Source organism: Streptosporangium sandarakinum, assembly GCF_050942225.1.
Classification (GTDB): domain Bacteria; phylum Actinomycetota; class Actinomycetes; order Streptosporangiales; family Streptosporangiaceae; genus Streptosporangium; species Streptosporangium nondiastaticum.
This window is the reverse complement of the sequence record NZ_CP192034.1, coordinates 2,467,315-2,482,498: the sequence shown is the minus strand read 5'-3', so window position 1 is coordinate 2,482,498 and position 15,184 is coordinate 2,467,315. Positions and strand designations below refer to the sequence as shown.

14 protein-coding genes and 1 riboswitch are annotated in these 15,184 nt (G+C 73.9%); of the genes, 3 read left to right on the top strand and 11 right to left on the bottom strand.

Annotated elements, in window-relative coordinates; all coding sequences use genetic code 11:
* The first annotated feature begins 24 nt into the window (after positions 1–24).
* Positions 25–516, top strand: coding sequence for a hypothetical protein (locus tag ACQP10_RS11660; protein ID WP_346020408.1), 492 nt, complete (start codon positions 25–27; stop codon positions 514–516).
* Between the two features lie 120 nt (positions 517–636).
* On the opposite strand, the gene ACQP10_RS11655 is transcribed toward ACQP10_RS11660, so the two are convergent.
* The 7 genes from ACQP10_RS11655 to ACQP10_RS11625 all read right to left on the bottom strand — a co-directional run bounded on the left by ACQP10_RS11655 (position 637) and on the right by ACQP10_RS11625 (position 6,896).
* Positions 637–1,770, bottom strand: a complete 1,134-nt coding sequence (locus ACQP10_RS11655) for a hypothetical protein (protein WP_346020409.1) — start codon at positions 1,768–1,770, stop codon at positions 637–639.
* Positions 1,771–1,838: 68 nt separating this feature from the next.
* Positions 1,839–2,546 (bottom strand): endonuclease/exonuclease/phosphatase family protein, encoded by a 708-nt coding sequence (locus ACQP10_RS11650; RefSeq protein WP_179818532.1) that lies wholly within the window; start codon positions 2,544–2,546, stop codon positions 1,839–1,841.
* A 133-nt stretch (positions 2,547–2,679) separates the two neighbouring features.
* Positions 2,680–3,624 (bottom strand): ROK family glucokinase, encoded by a 945-nt coding sequence (locus tag ACQP10_RS11645; protein ID WP_179818533.1) that lies wholly within the window; start codon positions 3,622–3,624, stop codon positions 2,680–2,682.
* Positions 3,625–3,675: 51 nt separating this feature from the next.
* The gene (locus ACQP10_RS11640; protein WP_433541339.1) at positions 3,676–4,326 is read right to left on the bottom strand and encodes a hypothetical protein; all 651 of its coding nucleotides are present in this window, start codon (positions 4,324–4,326) and stop codon (positions 3,676–3,678) included.
* Positions 4,319–5,488 (bottom strand): ArsA family ATPase, encoded by a 1,170-nt coding sequence (locus ACQP10_RS11635; RefSeq protein ID WP_433541338.1) that lies wholly within the window; start codon positions 5,486–5,488, stop codon positions 4,319–4,321. Before ACQP10_RS11635 ends, ACQP10_RS11640 begins: the two co-directional genes overlap by 8 nt.
* A gap of 73 nt (positions 5,489–5,561) precedes the next feature.
* Positions 5,562–5,999: an SRPBCC family protein gene (locus ACQP10_RS11630; RefSeq protein ID WP_355645028.1), complete on the bottom strand. Its 438-nt coding sequence runs from the start codon at positions 5,997–5,999 to the stop codon at positions 5,562–5,564.
* A 129-nt stretch (positions 6,000–6,128) separates the two neighbouring features.
* Positions 6,129–6,896: a metallophosphoesterase family protein gene (locus ACQP10_RS11625; protein WP_179818537.1), complete on the bottom strand. Its 768-nt coding sequence runs from the start codon at positions 6,894–6,896 to the stop codon at positions 6,129–6,131.
* Between the two features lie 200 nt (positions 6,897–7,096).
* Here ACQP10_RS11625 and ACQP10_RS11620 point away from each other — a divergent pair, with 200 nt between their 5' ends.
* Positions 7,097–8,890 (top strand): AMP-dependent synthetase/ligase, encoded by a 1,794-nt coding sequence (locus ACQP10_RS11620; protein WP_346020414.1) that lies wholly within the window; start codon positions 7,097–7,099, stop codon positions 8,888–8,890.
* 92 nt (positions 8,891–8,982) lie between these two features.
* On the opposite strand, the gene ACQP10_RS11615 is transcribed toward ACQP10_RS11620, so the two are convergent.
* From ACQP10_RS11615 to ACQP10_RS11600, 4 genes are all read right to left on the bottom strand, one after another.
* Positions 8,983–10,113 carry a glycosyltransferase family 4 protein gene (locus tag ACQP10_RS11615; RefSeq protein WP_346020415.1) on the bottom strand — a complete coding sequence of 377 codons (1,131 nt, stop codon included), beginning with the start codon at positions 10,111–10,113 and terminating at the stop codon, positions 8,983–8,985.
* Complete coding sequence (locus ACQP10_RS11610) at positions 10,110–11,339, bottom strand: M48 family metallopeptidase (protein ID WP_433541337.1); 1,230 nt, start codon at positions 11,337–11,339, stop codon at positions 10,110–10,112. The genes ACQP10_RS11615 and ACQP10_RS11610 overlap by 4 nt, the downstream gene beginning before the upstream one ends.
* A gap of 156 nt (positions 11,340–11,495) precedes the next feature.
* Positions 11,496–12,302: a hypothetical protein gene (locus ACQP10_RS11605; protein WP_346020417.1), complete on the bottom strand. Its 807-nt coding sequence runs from the start codon at positions 12,300–12,302 to the stop codon at positions 11,496–11,498.
* A gap of 201 nt (positions 12,303–12,503) precedes the next feature.
* Entirely contained in the window at positions 12,504–13,040 is a 537-nt protein-coding gene (locus tag ACQP10_RS11600) for a C40 family peptidase (RefSeq protein ID WP_346020418.1), read from the bottom strand.
* A gap of 109 nt (positions 13,041–13,149) precedes the next feature.
* Positions 13,150–13,309: riboswitch (cyclic di-AMP (ydaO/yuaA leader) on the bottom strand.
* A 594-nt stretch (positions 13,310–13,903) separates the two neighbouring features.
* Here ACQP10_RS11600 and ACQP10_RS11595 point away from each other — a divergent pair.
* A complete protein-coding gene (locus ACQP10_RS11595) occupies positions 13,904–15,145 on the top strand; it encodes a serine hydrolase domain-containing protein (protein ID WP_433541336.1) in 1,242 nt (413 codons plus the stop codon).
* Positions 15,146–15,184: the final 39 nt, after the last annotated feature.

The following is a 15,184-nucleotide window of genomic DNA, read 5'->3' as shown; positions in this document are numbered from 1 at the left end:
CCGATGAGTAACGGGCCCAGCTAAGTGACACCGCAGAGCGATGAGGACGAGGTCTGGCGTCAGATCGTCGCGTCCTTCAACGACACCGCCGAGCGCGACTCGGCGGATCAGCCGTGGCCGGACAGCGAGAACCTCCCGGCGGAGCCTTCCCGGCGGGTGGTCAAGCGCTCGGACGAGGAGCTCCTCGCCGAGGACGAATACGGCGACGGCGACGCTCCCGGCGGCGACGGCCAGGAGGACCGGGAGAACCGGGAGGATCCGGACGACGAGGGCCACTACGTGCCCCCGCCGCCGCCCCCGCTGCCCAAGACCGACGCCACCACGAAGATCGCCTGGCTCGGTCTGTTCGGCGGTCCCGCCTACCTGCTGCTCAGCGCCGCCTTCGGCTGGAGCCTGCCCGGCTGGGTGCTCTTCACCGCGGTCGCCGCGTTCATCGGCGGCTTCGTGGCGCTGGTGGTGCGGATGGGCGACGGCCCGCCCAGCGATTCCGGCTGGGACGACGGCGCCGTGGTCTGACACGGCGCGCGGCCGGGACGTCGCGGCACGGTGCCGACCGGACGACGGCGATCGGAGAACGGCTGCGGCCGAGGGAACGGCGGCCGAGCGCGGAAGCGCGGCGGGGCGGGCCCGGAGCGGTCAGGACTTGGCCCGCTCCGGGGCGCCGAACCGCTCGATCACGTCGGTGTAGCGGCCCTTGGGGTCCACGACGTGGCCCACGGCCAGCACACCGCCGTCCTTGGGGAGGTAGGCGACCGACTGGAGCCGGACGGTGCGCCGGGCCTCGGCCGGGGCGCCGTGCACCGACTTGAGCGTGCGGCCATCGTAGCGCAGCAGGAACGCCTCCCCCGGCCGCTTCAGGTCCACGCCGGAGATCCAGAAGTGCCCCTTGCGGTCGCCGGTGACCCCGTACAGGTTCATCCGGTCGCCGCGCACGCGCACCCGGGACCACTTCTTGCCGTTCCACGACAGGACTAGCGGGCCGGCCTCGCCGGACTCCCCCCGGTAGACGCCGCCGACCGCCAGCGCCCGCTTCGGCCCGTCGATGTGGATGTCGCGGAGGTAACCGTCGGGGACGCGGGGGGCCTTGACGGTCTTCCACCGCCCGTCGGAGAGCCGGGCGAGCAGCGGCCCGTCGCCGTCGTCGCCCACCGCCCAGCCGTCGTCCTTGCCGGAGAGCGCCACGCCGTACAGCGTGCCCTCGCCCTTGAGCTTGGTGACCTTCCGCTTGGCGGAGGTCACCGTGAGGATCATCGGGTCCTTGCCGCGGCGGCCGACCGAGACCATCCGGCCCCCGCCCGCGGCCACCCCGCCCAGCCAGTCGCCCACGCGCAGCTCGTCGACGGCGAACCGGTCGAAACCCGTGCCGTCCCCCCGCGCCACGTACGGCAGGCCGTCGTGACCCTCGCCGACGGCCCACAGCTCCGTCGGGGAGCCCGCGGCGATCGAGCGCAGGACGCCGGCTCCGGTGGGGTCGTTGCGGACGCCGACCTCGCTCCAGGCCGAGCCGTCCCAGTGGGCGATCGCCCCGCGGCTCTGCCAGATGTCCCAGACGCTCTGCTGGCCCACGGCCCAGGCGCTGCTCGCCGAGAGCCCGACCACGTCGGACAGCGACCCGTCGCTGCTCAGGCGCGCGCTGGTCGGCGTCTGCCAGGCACCCCCGGCCGAGGGCGGGTCGGCGGGCTCGGCGAGTGCGGCGGACGGGTGCGAGGACAACAGGAGCATGCCTCCCGCGCACAGCGCCAGCGCACGCCGCGGAAGGCGACGGGTCATGCACCAAATGGTACGGGGCCGGAGAGGATCACGTGTGCCGCTCCCCCGTCCGGGACCCCGGGAAGGGCTCAGCCGCTCCGGCCGGCCGACCGGCTCAGCTCCGCGACCACCGGAAGATGGTCGGTGGCCGCCGCCAGGTCGGCGGGGTCGGCCTCGCCCCCGCCGCAGGACACGACCCGCAGGTCACCGGCGGCGAAGATCGCGTCGATGCGCAGCCGCGGCCCGCGCGCCGGGAAGGTGAGGCCGTCGCCGCGCGGCGAGACGGGGTGGCAGTCGGTCAGCCGCCCGGCGAGGTAGCGCCAGGTCGGCTCGTGGGACTGCTCGTTGAGGTCCCCGGCGAGCACCGGCAGGGCGTCGAAGCGGCGGGCCGTCGCGCGCAGCAGGGCCAGCGCCTCGACCGCGTGGTACAGGCGGGCGCCCCGGTCGAGGTCGAGGTGGACCGAGCCGACCGCCAGCCGCTGCCCGCGCGCCTCCACCACGGCGATCGCGACCGCGCGCCGCTCCAGGCCGGGGAACCACCGCAGGTGGTGGCCCGTGCCGTGCAGCACCCGCACGTCCGGGCCGACCAGGACGGCCACCCCGCCGGAGCGGCGGCCGGCGGCCGGTGTCAGTCCTCCGGAGGAGGCCAGTTCCCGGCGCCTGCGCCGCCAGCGCAGGAAACGGGGCGCCTCCTGCACGCAGAGCACGTCGGCACGGAGTGCGGCGATCACCCGGCTCAGCGCGGCGGTGTCGTCCTTCATGGAGCGCACGTTGTAGCCGGCGATCCTGACCGTCACCGCGTCACCGCCCGGCGTCCGCCGTCGTCCCGCACCGTCACGGTCCGGCACCTGCCCCGCTTCCGCCGCCCGACACCTTTCGGCGCCCGACACCTTTCGGCGCCCGTCCCCGCCCGTTGCCGCCCGGCGCCCGTCAGAGCCGCCTGGCGAGGTCGGCCGCGCCGACCAGGCCCGCGGACGCGCCCAGCTCGGCGAGGCGGATCTCGACCGGCGGGCGGTGCCCCCTGCCGGTCACGATCCGCGCGTAGGTGTCGCGAACCTCGTCGAACCAGAACTCCGCGGCGCGCGAGACGCCGCCGCCGAGCACGAAGCAGCCGGGGTCGAGGACCGCGGTGAGGTCGGCCAGCCCCTGGGCGAGCCACCCGGCGATCGAGGAGAACGCGGCCAGCGCGGCCGGGTCTCCCTCGCCCGCCGCCTGGGTGACCTCCTGGCCCTCGATCCGGTCGGGCGTGCCGCCGGCGATCTCCAGCAGCCGGGCCGCCCGGCCCGGCTCGGCCGTGGCGATCTCCTTGGCCTCGTGGACCAGGGCGTTGCCGCTGGCGTACTGCTCCCAGCAGCCGAGGTTGCCGCACCCGCACAGGCGTCCGCCGGGGACCGCCTGTATGTGGCCCAGCTCGGCGCCCATGCCCCAGCGCCCCCGGTAGAGGGCGCCGTCGAGCACGATGCCGCCGCCGATGCCGGTGCCGACGGTCACACACACCAGGTGGGTCTCGCCGCGCCCGGCGCCGAACCGGGACTCCGCCCAGGCCATCGCGTTGGCGTCGTTCTCCACCACGACGGGCAGGCCGACGAGGTCGGAGACCTTCTTCTGCAGCGGCTCCTCCCGCCAGGCCAGGTTGGGGGCGAAGCGCACGACGGAGCGCGTCTCGTCGACGAACCCGGCGGCGCCGAGCCCCACGGCCTCGATCGAGCGGCCCTTCGACAGCTCCCTGACCACCTCGGCGATGGTCTCGGCGACCTTCTCGGGGCTCTGGGCCGGGGTGGGCCTCAGCAGGTTCTCGACGATGCGGCCGTCCTCGTCGACCACGCCCGCCGCGACCTTGGTGCCGCCGATGTCAACGCCGATGGTCAGCGCCATTTTCTCAACCTCTCTCGCCGGGGTCCGCCCCCGGTCGTTCCGCTCCGGGGGTCACCCCAGGTCGATGTGCTCCACCGGGGTCTCGTCACGACGGCGCTCCCGGGCCCGCTGCGCGGGCGAGGGCCGGTTGAGGCCGTCCACGGCGGTCCTGAAGGCGGCGAACAGCTCGCTGCCCGCCTGCACCAGGTGGTCGGTGACCGCGACGCCCGACTCCCGTTCCCGGTCCCGCCGGTCCGCCATCGCCCGGCAGACGGGGCAGGCCCGGCAGATGTACTCGTCGTGCTCGGACACCGCCTCCTCCCAGACGTCCCGGCCGGCTGTACGGCCGCCGCCGAAGACGCCGCCCACGGTGCCCCGGACGTCCCGGACGGCGCCCCTGACCAGGGTCTTGCCCAGCTCCCTGGCGGCCCGCTGCTGGAGGGAGTCGAAGAGCTTGAACGCCTCCTCGACGGCGCTGCCCAGCGGGTCCCCGGCGGTGGCGCGCGCGTCGCTCCGCACGCCGCGCGCCTCGTCCCACGCTCCACCGCGTGAGTCGTCCCGCACGTCGTCGCGCACCGTGTCGCTCACGTCGCCCCACACGTCGTCCCGCGCTCCACCGCGTGAGTCGTCCCGCACCGCGTCGCTCACGTCGCCCCACACGTCGCCGCGCGCGTCGGCCCCGGCGTTCTCCGCCTTGCCGGTCTTGTCGGTCATGTCAGTCATCTGGCCCTCCCGACTCGAACCGTACCCGGAGAAGCCCGTCGCGGAGCACGGCCTCGCGCACCCGCCTGCGGGACAGGGCCGCGGGCAGGGCCAGCACCCGCCGGTGGGAGCCGGCGGTGACGATCAGCTCGTCGCCCTTGCGCGCCAGGTCCACCTCGCCCCGCTCGGCGAGCGGCAGCGCCAGGACCAGCTCTCCCTCAGAGGTGATCCGCAGCGGCGGGTCCCCGGCGGGCGGCGCGAAGGGGTCGGTCCCGCCGTACACGGCCTCGGCGACCTCGGCGAGGGCGTCGGCGCCGATCGGCTCGGCGTCGAGGTAGGGCACGGTGTGCAGGGGCAGCGGGGAGAACGACTGGCGGATCTCCGCCAGGTGGCCGGTCTGGGCCTTCACCCAGCCGCGCCGCCACGGGTCGGCCCCGCCCGCGGGGAAGACCCGGTTGGCGATCACCGCGTCGACGCGGTAGCCGTACAGGCTGAGCGAGGTGAGCGTGCGGCGGGCCTCGGCCAGCACGACGGCCTCGGGGGTGAGGACCAGCCGGACGCTGGCGCCGGGGCCGGTGAGCAGTTCCCGGACCTCCATCAGGCTCCGGTGCAGGCGCTCCCCCGCGCCGAGCACGTGGTCCTCGGGCACGTTCACCTGGGCCACCCTGCGGACCACCGGCGAGAGCGCGCGCAGCAGCCGCCGGCCGGTCGGCAGCAGCCGGTTCACGTGCCAGTCGAGGGCCTCGGGCAGGGCGAGCAGCCGGAGCGTCTCGGCGGTGGGCGCGCAGTCGACGACGATCACGTCCCACCGGCCGTCGCGGGCCTGCTCGCGCAGCTCCAGCAGCGCGATGACCTCCTCCGCGCCGGGCAGCACCGTGATCTCCTCGGCGGTGATCTCGTCCAGGCCGAGGTCGGCGAGGACGTCCCTGGCGTAGTCGCGCAGCTCGCCCCACTGGCGCTCCAGCGCCTTCTGGGTGTCCACCTGGTACAGGTGCAGGCCGGGCGCGACCTCGGCGGGGCCGTCCCCGGCCGTCACGCCCAGCGCGTCGGCCAGCGAGTGTGCGGTGTCGGTGGAGAGCACCAGCGTCCTGTGCCCCGAGCGGGCGGCGAGGGTGGCGGTGGCGGCCGCCACGGTCGTCTTGCCGACGCCGCCCTTGCCGGTGAACAGCAGGACCCGGCTCACGCGACCTCCCGGCCCGCCGCACCGCCCGGGACGGCCGCCGTACGGCCCGCCGCCGGAGCCCGGCCGCCGCGCCTCACGAGGCCTCGACGCGCTTCTTCAGTCCCTTCAGGGCGGTGTCGACGATGACCTTCTCGGCCTTTCGTTTGATCATTCCGATCATCGGGACCTTGAGGTCCGCGGCGAGCTCGTACGTCACCTCGGTGCCGCTGCCCCGCTCGGCCAGGACGTAACGTCCGGTGAGCCCGGAGATCATCCGGCCCTCCTTCGCGATCCGCCAGCCGACGGACTCCTCGCCGTTCCAGGTGTAGGCGAGGGTGTACTCGTCGTTGATGACGCCGGCGTCCAGGACGAACCTGACCTCGGCCGGACGGCCGTCCGGCCCGGTGGACAGGACCTCGGCCTCCTTCACCTGGCCGGCCCACCGGGGATAGGAGGGGAAGTCGGCGATCACGGCCATGACGGCCGGACGGGCGGCGTCGATCGTGATGCTGGAGGAGGTTCGATCAGCCATGGGGTTACCGTACTCGTTCCCGGTTTCCCAGCGGACCTCCGGCGCACCGCGCCGTTCCCTCCCGGACGGCGCCGATCCGGCCGCCCGGATCACCGCCGTGGCGTCCGGCTCACCGCTCCGGGACGAGGCTCACCATTCCAGGACGAAGGGCGTCCCCCGGCCGCGGAAGTGGCCCACGTTGAGGCACTCGGTCCGGCCGATCCGGGTGCGCGGCGACAGGGGCTGGTGGACGTGGCCGAACAGGGCGTAGCGCGGCTGGGTCCGCCTGATCGCCTCCAGCGTGGCCTCGCTGCCCCGCTCGAAGCGCCGGGCGACCACGTCGTAGAGCAGTTCGGGGACGGCCGGGGGGATGTGGCAGCAGAGCACGTCCACCTCGCCGACGGCCTCCACCTTGCGGGCGAACTCCTCGTCGTCGATCTCGTTCGGCGTCCGGTACGGCGTGCGCAGCCCGCCCCCGACGAAGCCGAACCGCAGGCCGCCGATCTCCACGGTCTCCCCGTCGAGCACGCGGTGGCCCTCCCGCAGGTAGTCGGGCCACAGGCGGGGCAGGTCCACGTTGCCGTGGGTGAGGTAGGCCGGGATCGGCATCGCGGCGAAGATCTCCGCGTACTGCCGGCGGACGGCGTGCTCGATGTGGTCGCGGGGGTCGCCGCCGAGGGAGGCCCACAGCGCCGCCGACATCTCCCGCGCCTCACCGAACCGCTTGGCGGTGCGCAGCGCGATGAAGCGGGCGGCCTGCTCGGCCCCGAACAGCTCGGCGAAGATGCCCCGGGAGTGGTCGTCGTAGTCGATGAACAGGATGAGGTCCCCGAGGCAGACGAGCGCGTCGGCCCCCTCTCCCGCGCGGGCCAGGGCGTCGGTCCTACCGTGCACATCACTGACGACATGAACCCGCATGGCGGACATACTAACCAGTCCAAGAAAGCGGACATAAGTAACAACTAAGCCGCGACCGGTACGGCACAGCCGCCCTGGACGGCAAGGCTGATACCGTGAATCCGCCTCGGACAGCGCCTGGTCGGCGGCCTTACCCACGCGTAACATGTCGCGATGAACCTCCAGGCAGACCATCTATCCGCGCGACCTCAGGAGTGCCCGTGCGCGAGTACAGCGTCCCCGTGCTGGTGGATGTCCCCTCCTCCGCCAATCTGACCGACACGCCGTTCCAGCGCGCCGATCGGGAGCCGGGCACCGTGGTCATGCGCCGCAAGGTCGGCGAGGAGTGGAAGGACGTCACCGCCCGGGAGTTCCGCGACCAGGTCGCCGCCCTGGCCAAGGGCCTGATCGACGCCGGCATCGAGCCGGGCGACCGGGTCGCCCTGATGTCGCGCACCCGCTACGAGTGGACCGTCGCCGACTACGCGATCTGGGCAGCCGGCGCGGTCGGCGTGCCGATCTACGAGACCTCCTCCGCCGACCAGGTGAGGTGGATCGTCTCCGACAGCGGCGCCAGGGCCGCCTTCGTGGAGCTCGCCTCGCACGAGGAGACGGTCCGCGAGGTGATGGACGAGCTGCCGGGCCTCAAGGACGTCTGGCGCATCGACGACGGCGCCCTGGAGGAGCTGAGCGCGGCCGGCGCCGGGGTGTCCGACGAGACCCTGACCGAGCGCAGGACCTCCCGCGGCATCGCCGACCTGGCCACCATCGTCTACACCTCCGGCACCACCGGCCGGCCCAAGGGCTGCCGGCTGACCCACGACAACCTGCTGTTCACCGCGCGGAACGTGGCGTCCGGCCCGCTGGAGGCCCTGTTCACCAGGGATGACCGGGCGGCGCTGCTGTTCCTGCCCCTCGCGCACGTCTTCGCCCGCATGATCGAGATCGTGCTCGTCGAGACGGGCACGATCATCTGCCACACCCCCAACATGAAGAACGTCGCGCCCGACCTGCAGGGCGCCCGGCCGACGTTCCTGCTGGGCGTGCCCCGGGTGTTCGAGAAGGTCTACAACAGCGCCGAGCAGACGGCCGCCGCCGGCGGCAAGGGCAAGATCTTCCACGCCGCCGCCGCCGTCGCCATCGCCTGGAGCCGCGCCGAGTCCTCCGGCGGCGCCGGGCTCGGCCTGAAGATCAAGCGCGCCGTGTTCGACCGGCTGGTGTACGGCAAGCTCCGCGCGGCCACCGGCGGCAGGCTGTCGGCCGCGGTGTCGGGCGGCTCGGCGCTGGGCGAGCGGCTCGGCCACTTCTTCCGCGGCGTGGGCATCGAGGTCTTCGAGGGCTGGGGCCTGACCGAGACCTCCGCGCCGTCCGCGGTCAACATGCCCGGCGCCAACAAGATCGGCACCGTCGGCAAGCCGTTCCCGGGCGTCACGCTCGCCATCGCCGACGACGGCGAGATCCTGATCAAGGGCCGTCACGTCTTCCACGGCTACTGGAAGGACGAGAAGGCCACCGCCGAGGTGATCGACGCCGACGGCTGGTTCCACAGCGGCGACGTCGGCGAGCTGGACAAGGACGGCTACCTCCGCATCACCGGCCGCAAGAAGGAGATCCTCGTCACCGCCGCCGGCAAGAACGTCGCGCCCGGCCCGCTGGAGGACTTCATCCGCGCCCACCCGCTGGTCAGTCAGGCGATGGTGGTCGGCGACGGCCGGCCGTTCGTCTCCGCGCTCATCACCCTCGACCCCGAGGCGCTGGAGCAGTGGAAGAAGACCAACGGCAGGGAGGGCGCCTCCCTGGCCGAGCTCAGCGCCGACCCGGCCGTCCTCGCCGAGGTGCAGAAGGCGGTGGACACCGCCAACCGCTCGGTGTCCAAGGCCGAGCAGATCAAGAAGTTCACGGTGCTCGACACCGACCTCACCGAGGAGACCGGGCACGTCACGCCCAGCCTCAAGATCAAGCGCAACATCGTGATGCGCGACTTCGCCGACCGGATCGACGCCCTGTACGGCTGACGCCGTACGGCCGGCGGGGCCCCGTCCCGTCCCGCCGCACGATCGGCGCCCGGCCTGCCTCGGGCCGGGCGCCGCCGTACATCGAGCCCGGCTCACGGCCCGGCGGGCGCCGGGTCCCGCAGCAGCTCGGCGAAGCGGGCGGACACCAGGTCCCAGCCCCACTCGCGGGTGACCCAGTCGCGCCCCCGCTCGCCCATCTTCCGCGCCCGCTCCGGGTCCTCCAGCAGCCCGGTCACGGCCCGCGCCACCTCCCGCGGGCGGGTGCCGTCCACCACCACGCCGGTCTCCCCCGGCAGGACCGCGTCCGGGGCCCCGCCGGAGGAGCCCGCCACCACGGGCAGGCCGCTGGCCGAAGCCTCCAGGTAGACGATGCCGAGCCCCTCGAAGTCGATGCCGCCCAGCCGGGTACGGCACGGCATGGCGAACACGTCCCCGGCGTCGAGGTGGGCCGGCAGCGCCGCCCACGGCACCGGGCCGGTGATCCGCACCGCGTCGCCCAGCGGCCGGGCCAGCCGTTCCAGGGTGCGGTGGTAGGGGCCGCCGCCGACGATCAGCAGCACGGCCTCCGGCACGGCCCGCAGCACGAGCGGCCAGGCCCGCAGCAGGACGTCCTGGCCCTTGCGCGGCACCAGCCTGGACAGGCAGACCACGACCGGCCGCTCCCCGAGGTCCAGCGCCGCGCGCACCTCGCGCCCGCCCGCGCCGGGCCGGAACGCCCCGGTGTCCACGCCGGGCGCGAGCCGGGCCAGCCTCCCCGCGGGGATCACCCGCTCCAGCCGCCGCCGGGTGTACTCCCCCAGGTAGGTGACCACGTCGGCGTGCTCGCCGATCCTCGCCAGCAGCCCGCGGGCGCCGGGGACGCCGGCCCAGGCCGCCTCGTGCCCGTGGGTGACCATGACGATCCGGCGGGCCCCGGCGGCGCGCATCGCGGGCGCGAGCAGCCCGAGCGGGGCCGCCGCCCCGAACACCACCGTGTCGCAGCCGTACGCGGCCATGGCCTCGGCGGCCCGGCGGGCGACCCCGCGGGTGGGCAGCATCAGCGAGGTGGGGTGCCGCACGACCGGGTACGGCCGGCGGGCGTCGAAGTCCTCGCAGCCGGACCAGCGCGGGGCGTAGACGACCACCGACCCCGGTGGGCGGCCGGCGGCCAGGCCGTGCACGAACGCCTGGATGCCCCCGGGCCGGGGCGGGAAGTCGTTGGTGAGGAACAGCGCGCGGCTCACGGCTCCGGAACGCCGTTCAGCAGGGCCCATGAGCGCGCCATGGCGATCCGCTGCGGCGCCGTCGGGTGAGAACCATAGAGAACATATTCCAGGAAGTCCGGCGAGAGATCGGAGATATTGGTGACCGACAGGCGCCGCTGCATCGCGACGAACGTCTCCGGGTCCCGGGTCAGCTCCAGCGCGTGCGCGTCGGCGCGGGCCTCGATCTGCCTGCTGACCAGGTTCTGCGCCGGTCCGGACAGCACCGTGGCCAGGCTCATCAGCCCCATGATCAGCCCCACCGCCCGCGGGTCGGCCGCCGAGGCGACGCCGGCGCGCCGCCGCACGGGGCCCGCGGCGAGCACCAGGTACAGCAGGCAGGCGCCGAAGGCGGCGCCCAGCCCCCCGACGAGCGTGCCGTACAGCACGTCGCCCGCCTTGGCGTGACCCAGCTCGTGCGCCACCACCAGCTCGACCTCCCTGGCGGGCGCCCGGAGCAGGGTGTCGTAGACCACGATCCTGCGGGTCGCGCCGAACCCGGAGACGTAGGCGTTGAGCGCGGTGGTGCGCCGGGAGGCGTCGGCGACCAGGACGTCCTCGACGGGCACGCCGTCGCGGGCGGCCATGGCCAGCAGGTCGTCGCGCAGCGGCCCGGCGGCCATCGGCGTGAAGTCGTTGAAGAGCGGTTCGATGACCACCGGGTAGGCGAAGGACGCGGCCACGGTCAGCGTGAACGCACCGACCGCGGCGGGTATCCACCAGCGCCGGAAGCGCCGGGCCAAAGCCACCACCGCGAGCACCATGACCGCGAGCAGCGCGGTCCGGACGCCGATGTCCTTGAGCCGGTCCGCGGTCCACGACGGCCACGTCTGGGTGGACAGGCCGTAGGCGCGCAGCTGCGTCTCCGACCACATGCCCAGCGGCCAGCGCAGGGCCTCGACCGCCGCCGACAGCCCGGCGACGCCGAGCAGCGCCCGCGCCCACCAGGGTCCGCGCAACCGGCCGAGCAGCCGGGCGCCCAGCGGAGTGGCCACCAGCACCCCGGCGACCAGGAGGGTCAGCCCGAGCGACAGGTAGGCGGGCGCGGTGAGCGCGGCGTCGAACGCCTCGGAGCGGGCGATCTGCCCGGCGGTGAAGTCGCGCGCCGGGTCCGGCGCGACGGCCGGGGCGGCGGACGGCAGGGCCCGCCAGGGGTGGTGAGCGCCACGACCGCGACCGTGGCCGCGCCCAGGGCGGCCAGCGCCCATCCGGCGGCCCGCACCCCCGCGGGTGCCGCTGCCGCCGCTGTCGCCTTCGCCGCTTCCGGCGTGTCCGGCGTGTCCGGCGTCGCCGGGCCCGTCGCGGGGTCCGTCATCGGGTCCCTCCGAGTCGCGGGGACCCCGCCCTCGGGCGTGGGGAGGACGTCAACCCAGCTCCCTCCTCAGGTGGTCGCGCCAGCCGGCGGTGAACTCCGCCGGGGACAGGCCCGGCACGCCGCCGACATCGCTACCGTAGAGCCTCACCAGGGCCCGCTCGCCGTACCGCTGCGCGACATAGCGGCAGGCGAGCCACGCCTCCTCGTACGCCTGCGCCCGCCGCGGGGCGCCCGCCGCGAAGTCGGCGGGGCCGGGGAGCCGCGCGGGCAGCCGGCCCTCGCGCACCTCCGCGGCCAGTTCGGCGGCGGCCGTCGCGGTCGCGATCCCGGCGTCACGATAGCCGACGTAGTCGGCGAACCCCTCCGACAGCCAGACCGGCACCCGGCCGCCGCGGGTGGCGCCGGTGGCCACGTGGGTGAGCTCGTGGGCGAGCACCACGTCGCGGCCGGTCCCGCTCAGCCTGGCGTACCCCGACGGCAGGACGATCACCCGGCCCGCGTCCGCCAGCGCGGCCAGGCCGGCGACGGCGGCGGGCGAGGCGCCGGCCAGCGCCGCCGCCTCGGCGTCGTCGGCGGGGAACAGGACCACCGCCCGGACCGGCCCCCAGACCTCGAGGACCGTACGGCGGGCGCGGTCGGCCCTGGCCGCCAGGTCGGCGAGGCGGGACGGCGGGACACGGTGGCCGATCACGACGGAGTGCTCGCCGCGGACGGTGACGGAGTCGCCGGGCCACGGATCGCGCGGCGCGGGAGACGGGCTCGCGCCGGTGACCAGGGCGGCGCCCGCCATCGCCAGGATCCCGGCGAGCACGGCACGACGCTCCGCCGGGACGCGCTGCTCTGTCGGGACGCGCACACGCCCGATGGTAGCGACGGGCCCCGGACGCCGACCGGCGGCGTCCCGGTGGCGCGGCGGGCGCGCCGCGGGGTCCGGCGGCGTCGCGGCACGTCCCGGGCCGGACCGGCCCCGGATGCGCGGCGGCCCCGCCCGTCCCTTCGCGGGACGGGCGGGGCCGTCTTCCCGGTCACCTCCCTGGCGGGCGGCGGCCGGAATCCGTCAGGCTCCGGGCCGGACCGCCCCGGAGAAGGAGGACCGGTAGTACCCCTTCAGGGGGACGACCCTGACGGTCTTGCCGCTGCTCGGCGAGTGGACCATCCTGCCCTTGCCGACGTACATGCCCACGTGGCCCTTGCCGTAGAAGAACAGCAGGTCACCGGGGCGCAGGCTGCTCCACGAGACCTTCTTCCGCACGGATCGGTACTGGCTGGTCGTGACCCTGGGGAGGGAGACGCCGGCCTTGCGCCACGCGTACCGGACGAGACCGGAGCAGTCGAACGCGCCGGGACCGGAGGCTCCCCACCGGTACGGATCGCCGATCTGCTTCTTGGCCGTCGAGACGGCCCTCGCGGCCTTCACCTTCTGCAGCGCGGTCCTGCTCAGCGTGGTCTTCTTCGCCTTCGCCGTCTTCTTGGCGCTGACGTGCGCCGCGGAGGCGGCGGAGGCGGCGACCGGGCTCTCAACCCGAGAGGCGGTGCTTCTGACCTGGAGAACGGAGCCGGTTTCCGTGTCGGCCAGCGCGGCCGTGGAGCTCATCGTGACCGCTCCGGCGGAGGCGGTCACGGTGAGGGCGAAACCACTGGCACAAACGCGAAGAAAGCGCGACGAACGGGGGTTAAGCAGGGTGGTAGACAGGATTTCTCCTTGGGACTTCCGCTGACGCCTACCGGGTTAGCTGACGGGTTCGGGCAGGGAAGAAGCCCTACGGCGCGTCGGACGCGCCGATTCACCCCTGGCCGTGTCTCACGGCCGGTGGGTCCCCGGCTCCGTGCCTCCTGGCTGCACGGACTCGGCAGGCCGCCGCAGGTGGGAGCGTCTCTCGCCGGGCGCGGCGGCCGAATGGATCTTTCATGGGCTCCGGCATGACGGACCGGGCCCGGCGCGGCGGCATGGCTTGCTCGCCGCGACGCCAGAAGTTACCCCCGCTCCTCACGATTCGGCAAAGGAATCGCAAAAGAAACATAGATCGACAACGCTTCCGGTGATCGCCGAGCCGCTGTTCAGGGACCGATTTCATCGGGTGAATATGACGCTCGTCACACTTCTGTGATCAAACCGAAAAATCATGATTTTTGTGGTGCAGATCACATAATGGTTAAGATCATTGGCGGAATGCCCGGCCGTCCGGGGACGGACACGCACGGGTTCTCGCGCTCCATGTCGCCGTCGCGGCGCTCCGGGCAGGGGTGATGGCCTCCGTTCCCAGGTCGCCGGATCAGGCGACGCGGCCGATCATGCCGCCGCCTCCTCATACCCGGCTCGCGGCAAGGGACTCCGTGTATCGCGGACGTATCGAAAACCGCATACGCCGCCGCAACGGCCCCGCGTCTTCAGTGAAGGCGTGAACCATCACGCATCACTGTCGGCACCGGCTTCATCGGCCGGAAAGGACCATGATCATGGGCTCGGATTCGTTACCCGGCATCGACCGGCGGCGGCTGGTCAAATGGGGCGGGCTGGCGGCCGCCGGCGCGGTGGCGGCCGGCACGCCGCTGGTGAGCGCCGGGACCGGCCACACCGAATCGTCCGGACACGGCCGGATCCCGCCGGACACCCTGCCCGGCGGGGCCTATGACCGGTACGTGGCGCGGCTGGCCGCCGAGGGCGGGTTCTCCGGTGTGGTGCTGCTGTCGCACCAGGGCCGGACGGTGCTGTCCCGCAGCTACGGCATGGCGGACGAGGAGAGAGGGATCCGCAACCACGAGAACACCGCGTTCAGTCTCAGTTCGGCCGGCAAACCGTTCCACGCGGTGGCCGTTCTGCAGCTGGCGCAGCGGGGCAGGTTGCGGCTGACCGACACGGTGGGCGAACACCTGACGGGCTTCGCCCCGGAGATCGCCGACCGGGTGACCATCCACCACCTGCTGTCCGGCACCTCGGGGCTGGACATGCCGGACGAGGACGTGCGACGCGTCTTCCAGAGCCGGGACGAGGTGCACGACCACTACGTGCGGCGCGCCCGGCAGGCGAGACCGGTGGGCGTCCCGGGCACTCCCACCACCGCTCACGCGGAGGCCGAGGTCACCATTCCCGCGCTGATCGTGGAGGCCGTGACCGGCATGACGTACTGGGACTACGTCCAGGAGAACATCTTCAAGCGCTGCGGCATGGCCGGCTCGGCGTTCCACACCAGGCCGCGGTGGCTCACCGGCGAGCACATCGCGCACCCGTACATGAAGCTGGCCGACGGCAGCGTGGTGGACGCCCTCCGCAACCTGGACAGGGGCAGCCCGTACCCGTACGTACTGGGCAAGAACCCGGGCCGCGGCTTCATCGACGCCCCCGGGGACGGCGGCTTCGCCACCGCGCCGGATCTGGTCCGGTTCGCACACGCGCTGCGCGACGGCACGGTGCTGGACCGGCCCTGGGCCGACGTGCTCACCGCGGCCAAGATCCCCCACGGACCGGCGTCGTTCGGGGCGTACGGGATCCCGATCGACATCGTCAACGGCCAGTGGATGTTCCAGCGTGCCGGTGGCAACCCCGGCGTCGGCGCCAACTGGAGCATCTACCCCGACACCGGCTGGGTCGGCGTCATCCTCTCCAACCGCGACTCCGACGGCGTGTCGCTGCAGGACATGATCGGGCGGGAGACGCAGGCCGTCACCGGGGCCTCACCCGGCGGCGGGGGTGGTGGCTGAGACGTTCCGGCGGCTGAGTCGGCTGCGGGCCCGGGGCGG

Excerpts from the sequence above, each read along its gene's own strand:
- ACQP10_RS11655 (WP_346020409.1), bottom strand. The coding sequence starts at position 1,770 with ATGACCCGTCGCCTTCCGCGGCGTGCGCTGGCGCTGTGCGCGGGAGGC.
- ACQP10_RS11645 (WP_179818533.1), bottom strand. The coding sequence starts at position 3,624 with ATGGCGCTGACCATCGGCGTTGACATCGGCGGCACCAAGGTCGCGGCG.
- ACQP10_RS11640 (WP_433541339.1), bottom strand. The coding sequence starts at position 4,326 with ATGACTGACATGACCGACAAGACCGGCAAGGCGGAGAACGCCGGGGCC.
- ACQP10_RS11630 (WP_355645028.1), bottom strand. The coding sequence starts at position 5,999 with ATGGCTGATCGAACCTCCTCCAGCATCACGATCGACGCCGCCCGTCCG.
- ACQP10_RS11625 (WP_179818537.1), bottom strand. The coding sequence starts at position 6,896 with ATGCGGGTTCATGTCGTCAGTGATGTGCACGGTAGGACCGACGCCCTG.
- ACQP10_RS11610 (WP_433541337.1), bottom strand. The coding sequence starts at position 11,339 with ATGGGCGCTGGCCGCCCTGGGCGCGGCCACGGTCGCGGTCGTGGCGCT.
- ACQP10_RS11600 (WP_346020418.1), bottom strand. The coding sequence starts at position 13,040 with ATGAGCTCCACGGCCGCGCTGGCCGACACGGAAACCGGCTCCGTTCTC.
- ACQP10_RS11595 (WP_433541336.1), top strand. The coding sequence starts at position 13,904 with ATGGGCTCGGATTCGTTACCCGGCATCGACCGGCGGCGGCTGGTCAAA.